We start from the raw sequence: 19626 nt of genomic DNA on the forward strand, positions 1-19626 counted from the left end.
AGAGGATGCAGTTGGTCGCCGTGCCGCCGGACATGCCGCCGCCCAAGTCCTCGGCCGTGTTGCCGGTGAAGGTACAGTTGGTCGCCGTGCCGCCAGCCATCCCGCCGCCATCGTCCTCGGCCGAGTTGCCGGTGAAGGTACAGTTGGTCTCCGTGCCGGAAGCCATCCCTCCGCCCAATTTCTTGGCCGAGTTGTTGGTGAAGGTACAGTTGGTCGCCGTGCCCCAAGACATCCCGCCGCCGCCCCAGGTGGCCGAGTTTTTGGTGAAGCTGCAGTTGGCCGCCGTGCCGTCATACATCCCGCCGCCGGAGGAGTCTTTTCCATTTTGCAAGGTGAAGCCGTCTATGAAGCCCGCGTTGTTTGAAGTCACACAGCGCCGTTCTCCCTCACCGTCAATGATGGTGTGATTGTCTTCCCAATTACGTTCGCCGCGATTTGTTTCGGTACCCGCAAAACCGCCATAGAGCACAAGCGTCTTTGCCGACATATCCACCACAGAATCGGTCGTGCCGGTATACGTACCTTGTGCCACCCAGATCTCATCCTTTGTATCGGCTGCATCCACGGCGCTCTGAATGGTTTTGAAGGCATTTGCCCATGAAGAACCATTGGGTGCGCCGGCCGCGGATGCCCCGTTTACCCGCAATACGGCGGCATGGCCGGGCGCCCCGGTCAGCAACAACAACAGGGCAAGAAACGCAGCTGCAAAGACTTGTTTACTCCAATCCGCCACTAGAAATTTACCCATGACCACAGACCTCCTTTGTGTTTGCTTCGCCCGAGATTCTTTCCGCGACAGAACAGATTCACTTCAGACGCGCTTCCAAATTCTGTATAATCGGTCAATCCTATGGTAGATGCTTTGCATTAAGTATCCTCGACAATAGGCACTATGAGACAGTCGAAAATATAGTTACACTATTTAAGACGCCTTCGCAACGAAGCACCACGTATCTCATTTTAAAGAATTATACTTTTTAGTCCACTCGTTTTATCTAAATGTATTTTAATACATAAAAATAAAGAAATACAGTGAACGATTAAGCGTATACGGAGGTGGTTCTTTCTTATGTATCTTAGGCGCGATAAATCTCGCCCTACAATTGTTGGGTCAGCGTGAGAGAACTAGGGTGTTGCGGATGCCTTGGCGCAGCGCCTTGGATCAATGACTGCGCCGCCTCCGCCGCCACCAGATTAAAGAAGCACAACAATTGACTATGATTGGGAAGGTACATTGAAACGCCGGCCGTTCCCATTTGTCTCCGGGTAATCGGATCTCAAAAGAATTCACCGAGGGAGCGCGTTCATGAAACAGAGAAACCCTCATAACAACCGGCCCAAAAAACGGAGGCTTGACAGGACCGGTTGCATTTCAACCTTGAACTCGCCAATGGAAAGCATTTGATTTTTTCGGCTTATTGCGTTACTGTATCCAAGTATCATTGAGAAAAGTCGTTGACTCAGGGCTGTTGTTTTGCTGTGCTGCAGGGCGTCGTAAATCGGCGTCCATGGTGATCTGCTCCCTTGGTATTCGACTTTTAGGGTTGATGAAACAATCATATTTGAATGGAAAGGATATTTTTTGTGATGAGAGTAAGCTATTTACTTTTGAGTGCGTTGCTTTTACTGCTGCCGCTGACCATGGTTGCAGAAACAGTGGTTGGTACGGTCTATCACGACCAAAACGGTAATCGAGTGAAAGATGCCCACGAGTCCGGTATTCCCGGCGTTGCCATCTCTAATGGTGAAAGCGTTGTGGTCACCGATAGTGCCGGACGTTATTCTATTGATGTGGAAGATCCCGGTATCGTGTTTATGGTGAAACCCCGTGGTTGGGAGACTTTCGTGGATCCCGCGTCGGGCCTGCGCCAATTCTATTATCTGTACCGGCCCAATGGTTCGCCGGAAGTCAAGTATGGCGGGATCGCGCCCACGGGAGCATTGCCCGAATCTTTAGATTTCCCCTTGCGCCCTCTGAAAGAATCGAATGCCTTTGAAATCTTGTTGCTGGGAGATCCTCAAGTGCGGGATCTCGATGAAGTGCGTTATTATGTGCGCGACATGATTCCGGAAGTGACCGGTCTTGATGTTGCTTTCGGATGTATCCTCGGCGATAACGTTTACAATACGCCGCTCATGTTTGAGCCGTATCGTCAAGCTACGCAGCAAGCGGGTCTTGAATGGCATTATGTGCCCGGTAACCACGATACGGGTTTTGACGCGCCCTCCAATGAATACTCCTATGAGACCTTTCAAAACGCGATAGGCCCCGAATACTACGCCGCCGTTTATGGGCATGTGCATTTGCTTGTATTGAATAACATTCACTATGAGCTGCCTTCCTCGGAGTATCATGCTGAACTGGGAGAGAAGCAGCAGGCTTTTGTTCGCAATTATCTCGCCTTGGTTCCTAAAGACGCCCTTGTTATTTTAACCATGCACATCCCGATTATGCGTTTGGTGGATCGCGATGCTTTATATGAATCTCTCGCGCCCTTCCCCAACTGTATTTCTTTTTCTGCCCATACCCATAGCCATGCCCACTACTTTTTGAATGCCGAAGATGATGGCTGGACCAACGAATATGAACACCACCACATCGTACAGGGCACCGTTTGCGGTTCCTGGTACGGCGGATTTCCCAACGGCGTCGGTATCCCCGAATCCTTGATGGGCGACGGCACGCCGAAAGGCTATGCCATCCTTCGGGTTGACGGCGGTTCTTATGATTACCGCTATTATGCTTCCGGTCATGGAAAAGACTACCAGATGGATGTTCACGTGCCGCGGCAGGTGAGTTTAGACAGTGATAATAAAGGACAGGTGGTCGTTAATTTCTTTAACGGAACAGAAAAGTGCAAACTGGAAATGCGCCTCAACAACGGTGAATGGACGCCCATGGAACAGTATACCGGCAAGCCGCCCTTTTATGTGGAATTGGTGGATCGTCAGAAGGAATTTGCGCGGCTGGTTGGTAAAGAGCGTGGTTTGACCGAAGTCGACGATAAAAAAGCGCGCCAGATCGCGGATCAATTCCGCTTTGCTATTGGCAGAGGCATGCCCGCCGCGAAAGACACCCGTCATCTTTGGGGTGCTCCCGTTCCTGCTGCGTTGAAGGAAGGCTTTAATACGGTTGATGTTCGTGCAACAAGCCCCTTCGGCGGACCCTATGAAGCGAAGGGCTATATTTACGCTGTGAGCGGAGAAGAAGCGGCAACGGAAAATTGACCTGTTGGAATCAATAGTGATACACTTTACCGTAACCTTGGAGAGGTGACCGAGTGGCTGAAGGTGGCGCCCTGCTAAGGCGTTGTGCGGGAAACTGTACCGAGGGTTCGAATCCCTCCCTCTCCGCCATCTTTATAAGTCCAGTGAATGGAGGATTGCTTGAAATCTATGCCAAGCGAATTTACCGGGCAGATCTGTTGCGATACCATCAGATCGGCCTTTTCTTTTTTTGGAGCAGCGGCGCTAAAAAAATGTGTTTTCCCCCTCGCTTTTTGCAGGTTTATAGCGTGTCGCTGTGCCTTGGATCTTCCTTATTTTGAGCTGATCCCCGGGCGGCGGAGAAGAACGATTTAAATGATATTGTGTTTTGTCTAAAATTCCAGTAAGATATTCAATGGAAAGAACGAAGTTCAGAATTCGTTAACTGATCCGCTATTCGACAGGAGTATTATATGCACCCTCAAGATATCGAAAAGAAAATTGAATTAGCGGCGGCCCATAGCGCTCAGGAACGGCATTCCGAGTCTTTGGGTGTCATCGAGGAAATCAAAGCCTTTGTTCCCAACAGTCCCGTATTGTATTTTTTGCGCGTAGAAAATCTTGCCGCCTTGGGAAGAACCAGTGATGCGCTCCATGGCTGCGGCCGTCTCCAACAACGCTTGGATGAAATACGGGAAGCGGGCAATAGCCTCGGCGATTTGTTGGACATCGAACAGGCGGAACTGCTCGCGGAATTTGTCACGGAAAAAACCGATCAGATCAGCACTTTTAAACGGGCTTTGAAACAACGTCAGGCAGACGCCTTAGATAAAGAGACCCTGCAAAGTACCATCAGCGAGTTGGAGGGTCGATTGAATGCCTTCATGGAGCAGCGTGAAAAAGCTTCCCAGGAACAAAAGGGGCTGCTTGATGAACTTAATGCCTTACGCAAAAAAGAGCGTAATACGACGGAAGCGTTGGAGCAAGCATATACGGAGCTGGATTCGCTGAAGAATACCTTGGTCAAGCGGGAGGCAGAAATTGCCGAGGCGGAGAATGAGCTAGCCCAGCGCGAACAAATGGTGGAGCAATTGGAGGGCGAAGTCCAATCTTTACAACAACGCTCCGAAAAAGCGGTACACGCCGAAGAGCATTTAAACGAAGAACTGAAACGCCTCAAAGAACAGGGGAATCAAAAAACCGAAGCCCTCGAACAAGCACGGCGGGAACTGGCGCAATTACATGAGTCTTTAGAGGAACGCGAAAAGGCTGTGGAGGCGGCACGGATTCAAAACCAAGAGAATGAGACGACCCTCAATAGCATGCGTGAGGAAATGGGGCGTATCCACGAAGAAGCACAAGTGGCGGAGCGTGCGAAAGAGACGCTTCAATCTGAACTGGAATCGCTGCGCAAAAACGAACATGAGAAAAGTGAAGCGCTGGAAGCGGCCCGGATCCAATTGGGATCCATGCAGGATTTGCTGCAGGATCGTGAAAAAATGGTGGCGGAAGCAGAAAACCGTGCCAAAGCAACAGAACAAGAAAAAGCCGCTTTACATGATCAGTTAAATGAAATCGTTCAACGTGCGGAAAGCGCGGCCGCTTCCGAAATCGCACTGGCGGAAGAAGTGGCGTTGTTGAGGGCGAATGAAGCGCAAAAATCCCATGAACTCGAGCAGACCCGTACTGAGATGGTGCGCATGCGCGAATCTTTGGAGAACAAAGAAAAGTCGCTTCTCGGACAAATGCAAAAGAGCGAATTGAGCGAGGAAGCGGAGAAAGGTCTTCGTGAAGAGCTGGAAAATATTCGTAACCGCTCGAAGGCATTTGCCGTTTCAGAACAGCAGCTAGCGCAAGAACTGAACAACTTGCGTCAAAGTGAGTCTGAAAAGGCCAAATCGCTGGATGATGCCCGCGTTGAAATGGAACAATTACGCGCGCAACTTGCCAAGCAGCAGGAGGCAGTCGCTACTGCCGAAGAATCCAGTTTGCAGTATGATGCCGCCGTGTCGACCTTGCAGCAAGAATTAAAAACCTTGGAAGATCAGGTGCGCCACGCGTCGCTCTCCGAACAGGAGCTTGCACAGGAACTTTCTATATTACGGGAAAATGAAAGTTCGAAGACACAGGCCTTGTCAGAGGCGCAAACGGAGATGGAAGACCTCAGAGAGCGTCTTACCAAACGGGAAAACGAAGCCCGTGAGGCGGAAGTTGTGAATGTGCAGCGGCAGCGTGAACTTGAGCAGTTGCATCTCGAGTTGGAATTGTTGCGTGCCCAAACCGATGAAACGCAAGACGCTGAAAATACGCTCACCCAAGAAATAGAAAAATTACGTCAAAACGAGCATGCCAAAAACCAAGAATTAGAACAATCTCGTAAAGAAGTAGGGGAGCTGCGCCAAATCCTCATGGAACGTGAAGAAGCGGCGTCCAAAGCGGCGCAAGACCAAGAATCCAGTTATGCCATTATCCAGCGTTTGGAAAGTGAACTGGCAGAACTGCGTCATAAAGATTTGGAACAACACTCCTCTCATCATGGATTCAAAGAAGAGTTGATCGAAATTGAAGATGCTGTGCTGCGTCAAGGCAATACAGAAGACACGCCGCAGGCACGTAAATTAAAAGAGATTCAAAAACAACTGCAAAGCTTGGAGGAGGAGCGCCTTGATTCTCAACAGGCGCTGCGTGAACAAGCGGCGGAACAGGCATTACAACAGCCATCGGTCAGGCAGAGTCCGCAAGAAGCAAGCGATTTAGCCGCTGCCCAGGCGCCCGTGGACAGTCAATTGTTTTCTTTAGACAGTGTTATCCCACAAGCGCCAAAGACCGAAACAGAATTGCAGGCGCTGAAGGTGGCGCAACAGCAATCGCAGCGGCAGACCCAGTCTCAGGCCGCGCAAATCTCGCAAGACTACGCTCAAGAAGCCGCATCTGTTCCATCGCCCCGTTCTGTGGTTGATGAGGCGCTGGGCGGTCCTCCGTCTGCGAGAACACCTGACGGCGATCCCTTTGCAGATATCCCTGCCGCCTTGTTTGCTGATGACGATTTTGACTCAGGCGTTCCCGAATCCTATCCCAAGCCCAGGGATGTATCTTTTGTGTTTCCTGACCAGTCCTGTTCCATTGCAGTTAAGCGAAACCGTAGCTCACGCCGTGTCTATGTTGCGGCAGGGTTCCTGGTTTTAATTGCGATCCTCGGTATCGTCGCATTTATCGTCCAGGGGAAGCTAACCGAATCTGCAGGCAGCGAAGCAAGCGCTCCGGCTGTGACTGCGAAAAAAAGCACCGAGGAGAAAATGCTTCACTTGGAATTTCCCGCCGACCGATCCTTTGGAACGCTCTATGATCACCGTCAACAACCTGATGATTCCAGTGAATGGCCCATTTTGGCGGAGGCGCAAGGGGTTGTGGAATATCCTGAATCAGCGCAGTTACGCCTAGTCGTTCGGAAAGATCAAGCCGATGATTTGACGCCCCTATCCAAACTGCCCCCCAATTGCTTAACCACCTTATGGCTTCCCGAATTTAATATGACGGAACAAAATATCCGTGCGATGCAAAGTTTAGAACATGTAAGCATTATCTATATCGACCAGGAAATGACAGATCGGGAGAAGCAACTGATTGCCGCCGGTTTTAAAAGAGACACGTTCATTACTTCCAAAGAACCCGGAGCCATCATCCGAGAAATGACCCCTCCCGAAAAGCAGGTGCTGCACTTCCCCGACGAGCCGGTGGGATTGTTGGCAATCCGCACGTGGAATGACACCAAAGCGCCGTGGCAATATTTAAATGTGGCGCAAGGCTCGGTGGAAATACCGGCACGGATGGATATCCAACTTAAGATTTCGTCGGAACCTGAAGCGTTTGACTTCTTTTCCGATCTAGGCGATACAACCCTCTATAGCCTTATTTTAGAGGGTCAGGAGATCAGCGACACGATCATGCAATATGCCGGGAAACTGCGCGGATTAATCGCCATAGAACTTATCGATACGTCCATCACCAAAACCGGCATGGAAAGCTTGGGATTGATGCGCGGCTTGGAGTCTATAAAGCTTCAAAACACCGATATCGGCGATGATGCTTTAGAGGTCTTTGAAACACTCTATCAACTTTCTACTATAGAAATTGTTAATGCGCCGAACATTACGTCGAAAAGCTCGCTCCTATTTAGGAATATGCGTGCGTTGCGACGGCTTCACCTGCAGGGCACGGGTATGAATGACCAACAAATACGGCAATTGGGAAGAGATATGCCAGCCTGTGCCGTTACACCTATGTAAGACAGGGGCAGGATAAAAAAGAGCGGATGTCACGTCGAAATGTGCGGGCAAGGTGTTGCCGAGATCCTGTCATAGGGCAAGCCTCGGGGATTGTGCCGGCTGCATACCCGTTTTGATACAATTCACCATGAGCACTTAGCTAAGGGCTGTTGATGCACTAAATAATAGACCAAGGAAACACGTAATTACAGAACTCCCGTCGAAGTCTTTTTTCAGAATGGGTTGCATTTCGAGTTTGAGCCTATGCAATACAAATTTAAACGCTGTTCTTGGATATCTTTATCTGCTTTCTGATAAACTGCAAGAGACGCGATGGGCAAAAACATCTTGTCGGCAGGAGCCCGGAACTGAATGACAGCGGTACAGCAACATCACGCAAAAAAATCTTATTGCGTGCTCCGGGTTTGTGGAAATGTTTAGGGGCTAATAGGCAGCTGTCTAAGTGGAAATAAGCCCTTCGGATTGAGACGGAGGCAAGAGCAGCGCTATCAGTCGCAGAAAGTTTGAATTTTCAATCCTGTTGCGGGTGTCCGCCCTTTGGTTACAGTTTTTTGAACGGTCTTTTATAATTTTTGTTGAAAATATGATTTGAACATACTACCCTATAATTTGGAGATAGGTTAATGACAAAACGCAACGCCAAACGGGATTTTTTAACCGTACTCGTTTTTTGTCTGGTCATGGTATTCGCGCTGAGCAATGGATTTCTGTTGCGTATTTATGCGCAAGATCAACAAGTTGAAATATATCAAGAAATCGAGCCCATCGGAGATGTGATTGATATCATTCTCAAAGAATACGTGCGTGATGTCAAGATTAATGAAGTTGTAGAAGGCGCGCTTATGGGTATGGTTGGATCCCTCGACCGGAACAGCGCTTTTGTATCCGCTGAAGAGCTCGAAGCGCTGCGCGAAGAGACCAAAGGCGAATTTGAAGGCATAGGCATATCCATCAAGCAAGATGATAACGGGTATATTACCGTATTTATGCCCATGGTCGGATCGCCCGCAGCTGAAGCGGGGATAAAGCCCAACGATATCATTGTTGCTATTGACGGCAAAAGCAGCGAGGGCATGACAACCTCTGATGCTGCGGACGTAATTCGGGGCAAACGCGGATCCTATGTGACCTTAACGCTGGTACGTCCGGAAGTGACCGATACGGGCGAGGAAGAAAAGAGCGATCCCTTTGATGTCAAAGTACAGCGTGCGCGGATTCCTCTCGATAGTATTAAAGAGGCACAAATCCTTCAAAATGACGTGGGCTATATACGTTTATCGACCTTTAGCGATACGTCGACGAAAGATCTTGAAAAATATATTAAAGAACTTTTGAGTCAAGATATAAAGGCCTTGGTTCTTGATCTGCGTTGGAATTATGGCGGATTATTGACAGCGTCCAAAGACGTATCAGAACTGTTTTTACCTGCCCATTCTCTGGTCACCTATACGCGAGGCCGCGCCAGGGAGGATGGTTCTCCGAGCAAAGAAGACATGCGCTTGTTCACGAGCAAGCAGCCCATCTTAGATCCCGATTTACCGTTTATAGTACTGGTCAATTCTGAGACTGCCAGTGCCGCTGAGATCGTGACGGGAGCGCTCCAATTTTATCAACGCGCTCTTGTTCTCGGTCAAAAGACCTTTGGCAAGGGGAGTGTTCAAACCATTATCCCGCTGCAGCGCCCCGTTAATTCTGCGCTGCGCCTGACTACGGCACTGTATTACACGCCTGCTGATGTCACCATTGATCATCAAGGCATTTTGCCTGATGTGGAAGTGGAAATGACGCGCGAACAGGAATTGGAACTCGCGCGCCAGATGTATGAATCCTTTGAACACGATATGGATAAACAGCATCACCAAAATCATGGAAGCATGACTCTTGGCTTTGAAGCGGCGGAAGATACCGTTGAAGATTTGCCCTTGGCACGGGCCATTGAAATCTTTGCCGAAGATCTGCCTTGGCAGGAGGTCCTCCAAAAATATCACCGTGATATTCATGAGACCCAGACGGCTTCGGAAACGAATACGGTAAATGATCCTAAACGGACGATCGGAGGCAAAACCGAAGCGCCTTCAGAAAAACCATAAATAGAGAGGCGCTCCTATGAAGACAGAATCTCGACAAGGTACGCGAAGTGACGGGCGCGATCCCAATGCTTTGCGCCCGGTGACCATTATGCGTGGGTTCACCAAGACTACACCGGGATCGGTGCTGGTGGCTTTCGGCGATACGCGCGTCCTTTGTACCGCTTCTTTCGAAGAGAAGCCGCCGCCGTGGCTGCGCGGACAAAACAAAGGCTGGATTACAGCGGAATATGCCATGCTTCCCGGTGCGGGTCATGAACGGATCCATCGCAATCATACGAAGCAGGGCAGGGCTCAGGAAATCAGCAGACTCATAGGGCGTTCGCTGCGTGCAGTGACCGATCTCAATGCTATGGGCGAATGCATGCTCATTGTGGATTGTGATGTGCTGCAAGCAGATGGGAGTACCCGCTGCGCATCCGTTACAGGCGCGTGGATCGCTGTCCATGACGCATTTCAGTACAGTGTTCAGTCCGGCTATCTTCAGGAAATGCCCCTCATCGGCCAGTGTGCCGCTGTGAGTGTCGGTATTGTGGAAGAGGAAGCGATGCTTGACCTTTGCTACGAAGAAGATACCAAAGCAGCCGTGGACTTGAATTTGGTGATGAACGAATCGGGAAACTTGATTGAGATTCAAGGAACCGCCGAAGGCAAAGCTTTTTCGCAAGAACAATTGTCCCGTATGCTTGCCTTGGGAACCCAAGGTATTCAAGAAATCATTTCCATACAAAAGGCGTCGGTAGCCCATGAACGCTGAACTTCTCATCGGATCAGCCAATTGTAACAAAGCGCGTGAACTGGCAGAATTATTAGAAGGGCTGCCATGGACCGTTGTCTCCTTAGCGGAGAAAGAAGCCGTTGCGGCTCCCGAAGAAAATGGGGATACCTTTGCAGACAATGCCTTGCTGAAGGCGCGCTATTACGCAAAAAAATTCAATATGCCTTGCATTGCAGATGATTCGGGGCTTATAGTCGATTATCTTGACGGGGCTCCCGGTATTCTGTCAGCACGTTATGCCGGTTTTGAAGGGGACGACGCCAACAACGAAAAACTTTTAATCGCCTTGGAAGAGGCTTTATGGCACGAACGGACAGCGCGCTTTCTGTGTTGTGCCGTTTTTTATAAGCCTGACGGTGAGCTTGTTCACTTGGAGACAGGTGAAGTGGAAGGGCATATTTCAGTAGAACGATTTGGCAGTAACGGCTTTGGCTATGACTGTCTGTTTGTGCCCGAAGGACATGAAATTACTTTTGCAGAAATGACTGCTTCTGAAAAACATGCCCTTAGTCATCGGGGGCGTGCCTTTGAAAAGATGCGCCGTTGGTTGGAGAAACAATCATGAAACGGGTTGCTCCTGACTCGAAGGGTATCCAACAGGCCGTGCAAATCCTTCGTGCAGGGGGCATTGTCGCCTATCCAACAGAAACGGTTTATGGATTGGGGGTTGATCCTTTTTCAGATAGTGCTTTGGCGAAATTGTTTACACTGAAAGAACGGGATATCCGGCAACCTGTTCTGCTTATTGTCGCTGATGAAAAACAAGCACGAGCCATGAGCGCCGATCTATCAGAACACGCAGCGCTTTGTATGCGTCATTTTTGGCCGGGCCCCTTATCACTTGTATTGCCCGCCTCTTCCCAGGTTTCAGGCGTGTTGCTGGATGATCAGGGTCGCATATGTCTGCGCTGCCCGGGACATGCCGTTGCGCGCGCTTTGTGTCATGTCTTTGGCAGTGCTATTACTTCTACCTCTGCCAATATTTCAGGGCAGCGACCGGCAACCAATGCCGACGCTGCAGCTTTGCCCGGAGTGGATTTCGTTTTGGATGGCGGTGTTTTGCCGCCGTCTCTTCCTTCTACAGTCTACGATCCCGATGCACAATGTGTTTTGCGCGAGGGTCCTATTACAATAGAAATGATTGCGACCATGTCTCTAAATGACGAGAGATAGGTGACGCGTACGGAAAGGAGCTCAGCAATGATCCTTGCTATTGGATCAGACCATGCCGGATATGAGGGTGATTCAGATCAATTCAAACCCGCCATTATGGAACACCTTCGAGGCTTAGGCTATACATTGATTGATTGCGGTACAAACGGCCCTGATTCCGTTGACTATCCGGATGTTGCCGATGACGTGTGTCGTGAAATTGCGTCGGGAAGGGCGGAGAAAGGCGTGCTTATCTGCGGCACCGGTATCGGTATGAGCATCGCCGCCAATCGCCATCCCCGGATACGCGCCGCCGCCTGTACGACCGCCTTCTTGACCCAACTATCACGGGAGCACAACGATACCAATATCCTTTGCCTTGGCAAGCGCGTTCTCAGTTTAACGGAAGCCTTGGAATTGCTGGATCTGTGGCTGACTACGCCATTTGACGGCGGGGAACGTCACTGCCGCCGCATCCAAAAAATCGGTTGATTATGAGCAAATCGAAGCGATAAAAAATCGGCACCGATGCAGTGACACGTGGAATTTGGGCAGAGAGGAGCCTTCAGCACAAAGGCGCCCGTGCATAAATGCCTATTTTATTCTTGGTTCGGGATTTGGTCTACCAGTGCTTTGATTTCTGCGGCCGGTACGATGATCACCATAAAATTGTCGGGCGAAGGCTCGGTGCTGCCGCTGGCAATACGCATGACGCCGATGCCCACAAATTCGTTGGCAAGGGTGAAGACGGGTGAGCAGACCGCCAAGCGGTCACGATGTTTGCCCAAAGCATAAAAGAGGCGGGGTTTGTCTACGACCATTTCGACGCGTTCAATAAAGGCTCCGTGAGAACGTCTGGCTACTCGTCCAAACTGCATTATGCAGACCACGTTGTCGAGTAATTCGGGATGCCCTGCTTGATCGATATTCACGTAGGGAAGGGGTTCTTCCGGTTTTTCGCTTAGCCGCACAAACGCAAGATCTAAATCTTTGTCGCGCAAGACCAGTTCCGCGGGCTTTTCACTTCCGTCCGGGAAAATCATTCTGAGCGAAGAGATTCGCGAAGTCATTTCATCATCGGCAATGCGAAGGTCTGCCGCCATTTGTAAGGGGTCGACAGCGGACAGGGCAAGTACGGACAGCCCGTCGGGGCTGATAATGGTTGCATTTGCTTCCTGTTCATTTTCCGTCTCACGGGACCCAAAAGACATGGCGATAACAATGCGCATGGTAACCACGGCATTTTTTTGTGATTCAAATACGGATCTTCCTTGTGCTGCCAACTCATCGGCGGCGCTTATGGCACCTGAAAAAAGAACCATAAGTAAGGAAAACAGCAGTGTCATTTTCAACATAGATCGCTTCATAACAGCATCTCCGGATGGGGTTTGAAACTTCTCCCCTCTACCGATCAAATCATAACGTAAGAGTGAACCGTAAATCCACTGCATAGCCTTAGATTCTTCGCGGCAAGCCTAAGCCGGTAGTTCCCTTGATAAAAAAGTCGTTCTCCGCAACCGAAGAGTAGGTACGGGCTGCGGAGAACGACGGGTATAAAGCTAGATTCAGGTCTTATTGGACTACAGATGTGCTGACAATTTTCGTGATGTTGGGGAAATTCTTGTCCACATAGGCATTGCCTTGCGCTGTAATCAGTCCTTGGTTCGGTCTTTCGCCGTATTCGGCATTAACGGACTTTACAACAGTCTCGCCTTGGATGACTTTTGCAAAAGGCGCAAAACCCATGGTATCAAGCCGCGCATTATTGCCCGTGTTGATAAATAACTGGGTCGTACGCGTGTTGGGGCCGGAAGTGGCAAAGCTGAGGGTTCCGGGCACATTGCTTTCTGTGACGGGGTCATCTTTGATCCGTTTATCTTTCCATTGCGCCGTTACGGCCGGGTCGCCAGCCAGTCCAAATTGTACGACGAAGCCGGGCACTACGCGGAAAAACGAGGAATCGTTATAGTATCCGCTGTTGACGAGTTCATAGAATCGTTGCACGCCGAGAGGAGCCCACTCTTTGTGGCATTCCACGACGAACTCACCATTTGAACATTCAAATTTTACTTTGAAACTATCGGGGGCATCTTTTGGTAACACAGGTTTTTCTTCCTTTGCTGTTGGGGTTGTAGTATTTTCTTTTTCGGTCGATGCGGCTTCTTCGACGACTTCCTTCACTTCGGCTTGTTTTTCTTCGATTTGTTCCAATCGTTCTTTTACATCGGCCCGTGCCACACGGTCTGACGGCGTTACCCGTCCGGGAATTCCCGTGATTGCTAAGGTAACGATAAGGGCGATGCAGAGAGCCGCGGCTGTCCAGACAATCTTACTGAAACGCATATGTTTTTTCACTCCTTCGGTTAGTTTTCCTTTTTCTCAAGAATAATCAAAAAATCATTGTAGCTTCTGCCATGATTGGCGGTGATGGAAACCACCGTATAGCCTTCGCGCAGCAGCGCTTCAAGTTTTTCTTTACCCGAACCATTCGATTCAATAATTAATGAGGTTTGCATTTTAATTTTCTCCGGTTGTTTGTTGGTTTTTGTGAAAGGAAGATCAATTTTAACATACCTTTCACGCAGAGACAACCTGAGCACTTTTTAAGGCTTAGACATCGCCGATTTTCGATCCATGAGGAATGACCGCATCTTTCAGAACAATCACCAGACCGTCGCGGATTGCCTAGCCGTCGCCGTCTTGGGCTTTCAGACGTTTCGTGCCTTTGATGACAACGTTGTTGTCGATACGCGCCTTGTGGTCGATAATCGCCCGTGAAATTTGGGTATTCTTGCCGATACCTATGACGGGGTCTGCGCTGCTGTCTGCTTGTTCAAAGTAGTCCGCGCCCAAAATGACGGATCGTTCTATGACCGCGCCGGTTTGCACAATGCTCCGAATGCCAATGATGGAATTGGTGATGGTTGCTCGATGGATTCGGGAGCCGCTGCATACGATGGCATTTTTGATGGAGGCGTCTATGATGCGGACGCCGGGCAGCATGCGCGTATGGGTGTAAATCATATTGTTGGGATCGTGGAATTCGAAGGGTGGATTGGAAGTGGTCATTGCCATGCTCACATTGAAATAAGAATCCACGGTTCCGATATCTTCCCAGAATCCGTAGAACATGTGTGCAAAGACGCGATGGGTTTTGAGGGCGTTGGGCAATACTTCCTTACCAAAATCTACCCATTCCGGTGTTTGGGTCAAGAGGCGTTCTAAGACTTCCGCCTTAAAAACATAAATGCCCATGGAGGCGAGATAATCTTTTCCGTCAGCATCCAATCCGAAATCGTTAAAGACTTTCTTGGACGTGATCAAGGAATCCAAGACTTTTTCTTCGGAAGGTTTTTCGACAAAACGTTTTATCGCGCTATGGTTGTTCACTTTTAAAATGCCGAAGCCGCTGGCCGCCTCGCGCGTTACGGGCAATGCCGCCACCGTGATATCGGCATCTTTATCGAGATGGGTCTGCACCAGACTTCGGTAATCCATGCGATACAGTTGATCGCCGGAGAGAATGAGGAAATGAGAGGCATTGTGACGGCGAATGTGGCTCAGGTGTTTGCGCACAGCGTCCGCCGTGCCTTGGAACCAATCGCCTGTTTCGTTGGTCTGTTCTGCCGCCAGCACTTCAACAAAACCTTTGCTAAAATCATCGAATTTGTAGGCGTTGTTAATGTGTCTGTTCAGGGAGTGGCTGTTGAATTGGGTCAACACGCTGACCCGATTGAGACCGGAGTTAATGCAGTTGCTCAGAGGAATGTCTACAAGGCGATATCGCCCGCACAAAGGTACCGCCGGTTTCGCTCTCACCTTGGTTAAAGGATACAAGCGGGTTCCTCGACCGCCGCCCAACACAATGGCACAGACGGTTTTCATGATATCACGGCTGAACGACACCTTGTTTTTGGTCATGAACAAATCTCCCCGGCACTTTTTAATTCCCCTATACTGGAACGCCGGATTTCCTCAAGGGTATCTCACACGTTACAGATACGTATATCCATCTCTATCCAATGCGCATCCTTCCCCTTCGGAAAGTATGCGCCCAACGGCTTTTTATCTTAAGTGGTTTGTGACTCTTCTGCGAGGATACGGCTGCACAGCGCGTGCAATTCGGATCCGTCCACAGCGTCTCCCAGTTCTTTTTTTAATGCGCCGGTCAGTCTGCCTGCATGGTTTATTTCCGGATGATCCGACAAGTAACTTCGTATACGGGATTCTATTTCAGCAGCGGATAATTGATCCGGTAAAAATTCTTCCAAGACCGCAATCTCTGCTTGAAGGGCATGTACTTCCTCTGTTTTGCCCAGCTCGTCATAGGTCTCAATACCTTGCTTGCGCTGTCGTATTTCGGAACGCAGCACACCGACAATTTCTTGATCAGTGATGGCTTCGGTCCTTCCCTTTTCCTTTTCTTTGAGCACGATGGCGCCTTTTGCCAGCCGCAAGGTGTTCAGACGTGTGTTATCCCGGCTTTTCATCGCCCTTTGTATATGGGCTTGGATTTGCTCGTAAATGCTCATCACTCCAATTCTCCGCATTGGATATCCTGTTTAATTATCAACTGTATTGTATATCAATGCCTGCAACTTTCAAAACAGGGAGTGGGATTATTGCGGACTTGATACATTCAGCCTTGCCGAGGGCAGCCCAACATTGAACAATCGTTTCAACGATTCCGCTTTTTTATGAGTCCGCCCTTGTGATAACGCCCTTGGAGAAGAAGGCTTTGGCCTAGAATTCGATATACTATAAGCGACGATCAACCCTTAAACTTATGTTTCGTTACGAAGATACAGAACCAGCTTGACAATAGATTTTTTTCTTAACCCCCACAGCAGTCTAAGCTTCTCCACTTTAAAGGAATTGAACCATGCGTATTGTTGCCGGCTCCTTAAAAGGAAGGCGTCTATTGACGCCGCAAAATAAATTGATACGCCCTACTTCCGACCGTGTCCGAGAGAACTTATTTAATATTTTGGGCGTCCGGGTTATAGACACCCATTTTTTGGATTTATATAGCGGTGTCGGTGCTTGCGGTATTGAAGCCTTGAGCCGTGGCGCCGCTCACGCGACCTTCATCGATAATGCGCCGGAAGCCTTGAAGTTGGTGCGGAGAAATTTGGAAAAGTGCGATGTCGCCATACAAGCCATGGTGATTCAAGCCCATTTACCTGACGGGCTTCCCCGTTCCATGCCGCCTTTTTCCATCATCTTTGCAGATCCGCCCTATGCCGATGATCAACAGGAACGCTTGCTGGAAGCGATTGCAGAACGGAACTTATTGCTTCCCGACGGCAGGATCATTATAGAAAGCGGACGCCGTGATCCCTTGCCGGAGCAGGCAGCGTGCTATCGACGTGTTGATCAGCGTATCTATGGAGAAAGTTGTCTTTCTTTTTTTGCTTGACACAGGATATAGTATTTGGTATCCTATGCTTACAGTATTGCATACAACATATTGTTGCGTGTGAAAGAAGTTGAACGAAGGTGCAACCCATGTAAGCGCCGGTCATGGCTACATGATAAGGAAGACCAAAATATGCGGTGTCCCTTTTGCTCTTTTGAGGACAGCAAAGTAGTTGATTCACGTGTATCGAAAGATGGTGAAGCAACCCGTCGTCGTCGTGAATGTATCCACTGTGCACGCCGCTTTACGACCTATGAACGTATCGAAGAAGTGGCGCAAATGGTCGTGAAAAAGGACGGGCGCAGAGAGAATTTCGACCGCTGGAAATTAAAAGCGGGCATTATGAAGGCTGTTCAAAAGCGCGCTGTCAGTGTTGAACAGGTGGACGCCCTAATTAACGACATTGAACGGGAGCTTTTTAACGGCGGCGAACGTGAAGTATCGACGGAGCTCTTGGGCGAAGCAGTCGTCAATCGGCTCAGACAGCTTGATGAAGTGGCGTACGTACGCTTTGCGTCTGTCTATCGTGAGTTTCGCGATGTAAGCGAATTTATGTCGGAGTTGCAGGGGATGATGCCTCGTTCCGGTAAAACACGTGGTACCGGGAAAACGGGTCGTCCAGTGATTCGGCGAGAGCAATAAACAAAGGAGAAAAGCCATGGCCATCACTATTTTGATAGTGGATGATGAACCCGATGTTGTTGAGTTTTTAGAGACAACATTAAAAGCAGAAAACTTCCAAGTCCTTTCCGCTTATGACGGTATTTCGGCCTTGGATATTTGCAGCACGGAGAAGCCCGACCTTGTCCTGTTGGATATCATGATGCCTATGATGAGCGGCTACGAGGTCTGTGAACAAATCAAAGCCAATCCCTTGACCCAACACATCCCCGTGTTGTTTTTGTCCTCGGCGCACAGCCCCGAGGCAAGAGCGCAAAGCTTCCGTGTTGGCGCCGTCGAACTGATCAAAAAACCCTTTCTAACCAAAGAACTGCTCGCACAAATCCGCCGCTACCTTCCCAAAGACGACGATTTTTAAGGCGGGATTAAGCGAAAATAAATGCAGCGCTTCGTGTACACTGGTGTGTACATAGCTTGGGCTTGTACAATAAGAGTTTGTGGATGGCGGCGGCGTTGTTACAAATCGATTAACGAGACAGCGGCATAGAGATCTAATCGGACTACTCGGAACAGGAAGACAGGCGCGTGACCATTGCCAATCGTATTACCATCTCAAGGCTGGTACTCATGCCCGTATTTCTCGGGTGCGTGCTTGGCTATGCCCCGAACCGCGAATATTATAGACATATCGCCTTTGTCCTCTATGTGCTTGCCGCCCTTTCCGATATTGCCGACGGCAACATTGCCCGTTATTTTGGACAAGAATCTCGGTTGGGGAAACGGCTTGATCCTTTGGCCGATAAATTACTCATCAATCTGAGTTTCATTTTTGTCGCCTCCAACAGTGCCTTTGATCCGGGCTTGCCCCTGTGGGTGCCGCCTGTTTTTCTTGCCCGCGATATCTATATTGTCTTGGGCGCTTTTCTGATTAATGAACGCTATGGACCGTTTAAGGTCAAACCGAAACTTTCCGGTAAGATAAGCACAATCCTCCAAATGGCGCTCATTATCTCCGTATTACTGGGTAATTTTCTGACGCCCGCAATCCTTGCCGGTGCCCTATGCGCCGCGCTCTGGTCAGCTGTTGACTATTTCTTTGCAGGGTATCAACAAACGATGAACCGTAGAAGTAATTAAAGATGAAAGCTGCACGATCTTCAAAGCGCCGACTGCCGCTCATTGCCATTATTGGACGGCCCAACGTGGGGAAATCCACTTTGTTTAACCGTATTATCGGCAAACAGCGTGCCATTGTGCACGGCGTGGAAGGAATCACGCGAGACCGCTTTATTGAAAACGCAGAATGGCACGGCAGGGCTTTTCGTGTTGTTGATACCGGAGGTATTGTAGAACAGCCTCTAGACGAGATCACGCGTAAAATGCAGGAACAAGTGCAACAAGCGCTGGAAGAAGCTGCCGTCATTCTTTTTGTAGTGGATGGACAAGAAGAAATAACACGGGTTGATCATTTTATCTGCGAGTCTGTGCAGCGTATGCAAAAGCCCGTTGTCCTCGCCATCAATAAGCTGGATAATCCGGCGCTCACACTAAATCAATATGAGTATTATGCTTTGGGATTGGGCGAGCCGCTGCCTATATCGTCGGGCCATAATGTGGGGGTCGACGATTTGATGCGCGCTGTTGTGCAGGCGTTGCCCGAGGCGGAAGAGCTGCCCGATGAAGCGGTGGAGGGTGAAGACGCCGATGAAGAGGCGAAGGAAGATGGGTCTGAAACAATCAAGGTCGCTGTAGTGGGCAGACCGAATGTGGGGAAATCCTCGTTTATTAATGCCTTGCTCAATCAGGAACGAACCATCGTTTCCGATATCCCCGGAACCACGCGAGACGCCATTGACATACGCTTTTCGTGGCAAGGGAAAGACTATATCTTGATTGATACGGCGGGACTGCGCCGACGCGCGACCATACGCCGGCCTGTTGAACACTTCAGCGTTGCCCGATCCCTGCGCGCCATGCGCCGCGCAGATGAGTGTCTCATTATGCTGGAGGCAACCGAAGGCAATGCCGAGCAGGACAAACGCATTATTGGCTATGCCCTTGAACAAGGTACCGCAT

At 49.6% G+C, this 19626-nt stretch carries 17 protein-coding genes, 1 tRNA gene and 1 pseudogene; 13 read left to right on the forward strand and 6 right to left on the reverse strand.

The annotated features are described in order from the left end of the window. On the reverse strand, nt 1-748 hold a 748-nt coding region (locus GX117_02535; GenBank protein ID NLO32225.1), incomplete at its 3' end, for a hypothetical protein. A gap of 836 nt (nt 749-1584) precedes the next feature. Here GX117_02535 and GX117_02540 point away from each other — a divergent pair. The 8 genes from GX117_02540 (at nt 1585) to rpiB (ending at nt 12002) form a co-directional block, all read left to right on the forward strand. Continuing rightward, a complete protein-coding gene (locus tag GX117_02540; GenBank protein NLO32226.1) occupies nt 1585-3228 on the forward strand; it encodes a hypothetical protein in 1644 nt (547 codons plus the stop codon). 39 nt (nt 3229-3267) lie between these two features. After that, a tRNA-Ser gene (locus tag GX117_02545) sits at nt 3268-3357 on the forward strand. Between the two features lie 323 nt (nt 3358-3680). After that, nucleotides 3681-7493, forward strand: coding sequence for a hypothetical protein (locus GX117_02550; GenBank protein ID NLO32227.1), 3813 nt, complete (start codon nt 3681-3683; stop codon nt 7491-7493). 623 nt (nt 7494-8116) lie between these two features. Further along, nucleotides 8117-9583 (forward strand): S41 family peptidase, encoded by a 1467-nt coding sequence (locus tag GX117_02555; protein NLO32228.1) that lies wholly within the window; start codon nt 8117-8119, stop codon nt 9581-9583. 16 nt (nt 9584-9599) lie between these two features. Next, nucleotides 9600-10337, forward strand: a complete 738-nt coding sequence (rph, locus tag GX117_02560) for a ribonuclease PH (protein ID NLO32229.1) — start codon at nt 9600-9602, stop codon at nt 10335-10337. Then, a complete protein-coding gene (rdgB, locus tag GX117_02565; GenBank protein NLO32230.1) occupies nt 10327-10923 on the forward strand; it encodes an RdgB/HAM1 family non-canonical purine NTP pyrophosphatase in 597 nt (198 codons plus the stop codon). The genes rph and rdgB overlap by 11 nt, the downstream gene beginning before the upstream one ends. Continuing rightward, a complete protein-coding gene (locus tag GX117_02570; GenBank protein NLO32231.1) occupies nt 10920-11531 on the forward strand; it encodes a threonylcarbamoyl-AMP synthase in 612 nt (203 codons plus the stop codon). Before rdgB ends, GX117_02570 begins: the two co-directional genes overlap by 4 nt. A 27-nt stretch (nt 11532-11558) precedes the next feature. Then, entirely contained in the window at nt 11559-12002 is a 444-nt protein-coding gene (rpiB, locus tag GX117_02575) for a ribose 5-phosphate isomerase B (protein ID NLO32232.1), read from the forward strand. A 107-nt stretch (nt 12003-12109) separates the two neighbouring features. On the opposite strand, the gene GX117_02580 is transcribed toward rpiB, so the two are convergent. From GX117_02580 to GX117_02600, 5 genes and pseudogenes are all read right to left on the reverse strand, one after another. Next, nucleotides 12110-12877, reverse strand: a complete 768-nt coding sequence (locus GX117_02580; protein ID NLO32233.1) for a trypsin-like peptidase domain-containing protein — start codon at nt 12875-12877, stop codon at nt 12110-12112. Between the two features lie 205 nt (nt 12878-13082). Next, nucleotides 13083-13853, reverse strand: coding sequence for a peptidylprolyl isomerase (locus GX117_02585; protein NLO32234.1), 771 nt, complete (start codon nt 13851-13853; stop codon nt 13083-13085). Between the two features lie 20 nt (nt 13854-13873). Then, nucleotides 13874-14026: a hypothetical protein gene (locus GX117_02590; protein ID NLO32235.1), complete on the reverse strand. Its 153-nt coding sequence runs from the start codon at nt 14024-14026 to the stop codon at nt 13874-13876. A gap of 94 nt (nt 14027-14120) precedes the next feature. Then, nucleotides 14121-15395, reverse strand: a pseudogene (locus GX117_02595) (glucose-1-phosphate adenylyltransferase). Nucleotides 15396-15580: 185 nt separating this feature from the next. Beyond that, nucleotides 15581-16060 (reverse strand): GatB/YqeY domain-containing protein, encoded by a 480-nt coding sequence (locus tag GX117_02600; protein NLO32236.1) that lies wholly within the window; start codon nt 16058-16060, stop codon nt 15581-15583. Between the two features lie 332 nt (nt 16061-16392). On the opposite strand from GX117_02600, the gene rsmD reads away from it, so the two are divergent. The 5 genes from rsmD to der form a co-directional block, all read left to right on the forward strand. Further along, complete coding sequence (rsmD, locus tag GX117_02605; protein ID NLO32237.1) at nt 16393-16929, forward strand: 16S rRNA (guanine(966)-N(2))-methyltransferase RsmD; 537 nt, start codon at nt 16393-16395, stop codon at nt 16927-16929. A gap of 132 nt (nt 16930-17061) precedes the next feature. Further along, nucleotides 17062-17571, forward strand: a complete 510-nt coding sequence (gene nrdR / locus GX117_02610) for a transcriptional repressor NrdR (GenBank protein NLO32238.1) — start codon at nt 17062-17064, stop codon at nt 17569-17571. 16 nt (nt 17572-17587) lie between these two features. After that, nucleotides 17588-17968 carry a response regulator gene (locus tag GX117_02615; GenBank protein ID NLO32239.1) on the forward strand — a complete coding sequence of 127 codons (381 nt, stop codon included), beginning with the start codon at nt 17588-17590 and terminating at the stop codon, nt 17966-17968. A 167-nt stretch (nt 17969-18135) separates the two neighbouring features. Further along, nucleotides 18136-18687: a CDP-alcohol phosphatidyltransferase family protein gene (locus GX117_02620; GenBank protein NLO32240.1), complete on the forward strand. Its 552-nt coding sequence runs from the start codon at nt 18136-18138 to the stop codon at nt 18685-18687. Between the two features lie 2 nt (nt 18688-18689). Continuing rightward, on the forward strand, nt 18690-19626 hold a 937-nt coding region (gene der, locus GX117_02625), incomplete at its 3' end, for a ribosome biogenesis GTPase Der (protein NLO32241.1).

Source organism: Candidatus Hydrogenedentota bacterium (genome assembly GCA_012523015.1).
Classification (GTDB): domain Bacteria; phylum Hydrogenedentota; class Hydrogenedentia; order Hydrogenedentales; family CAITNO01; genus JAAYBJ01.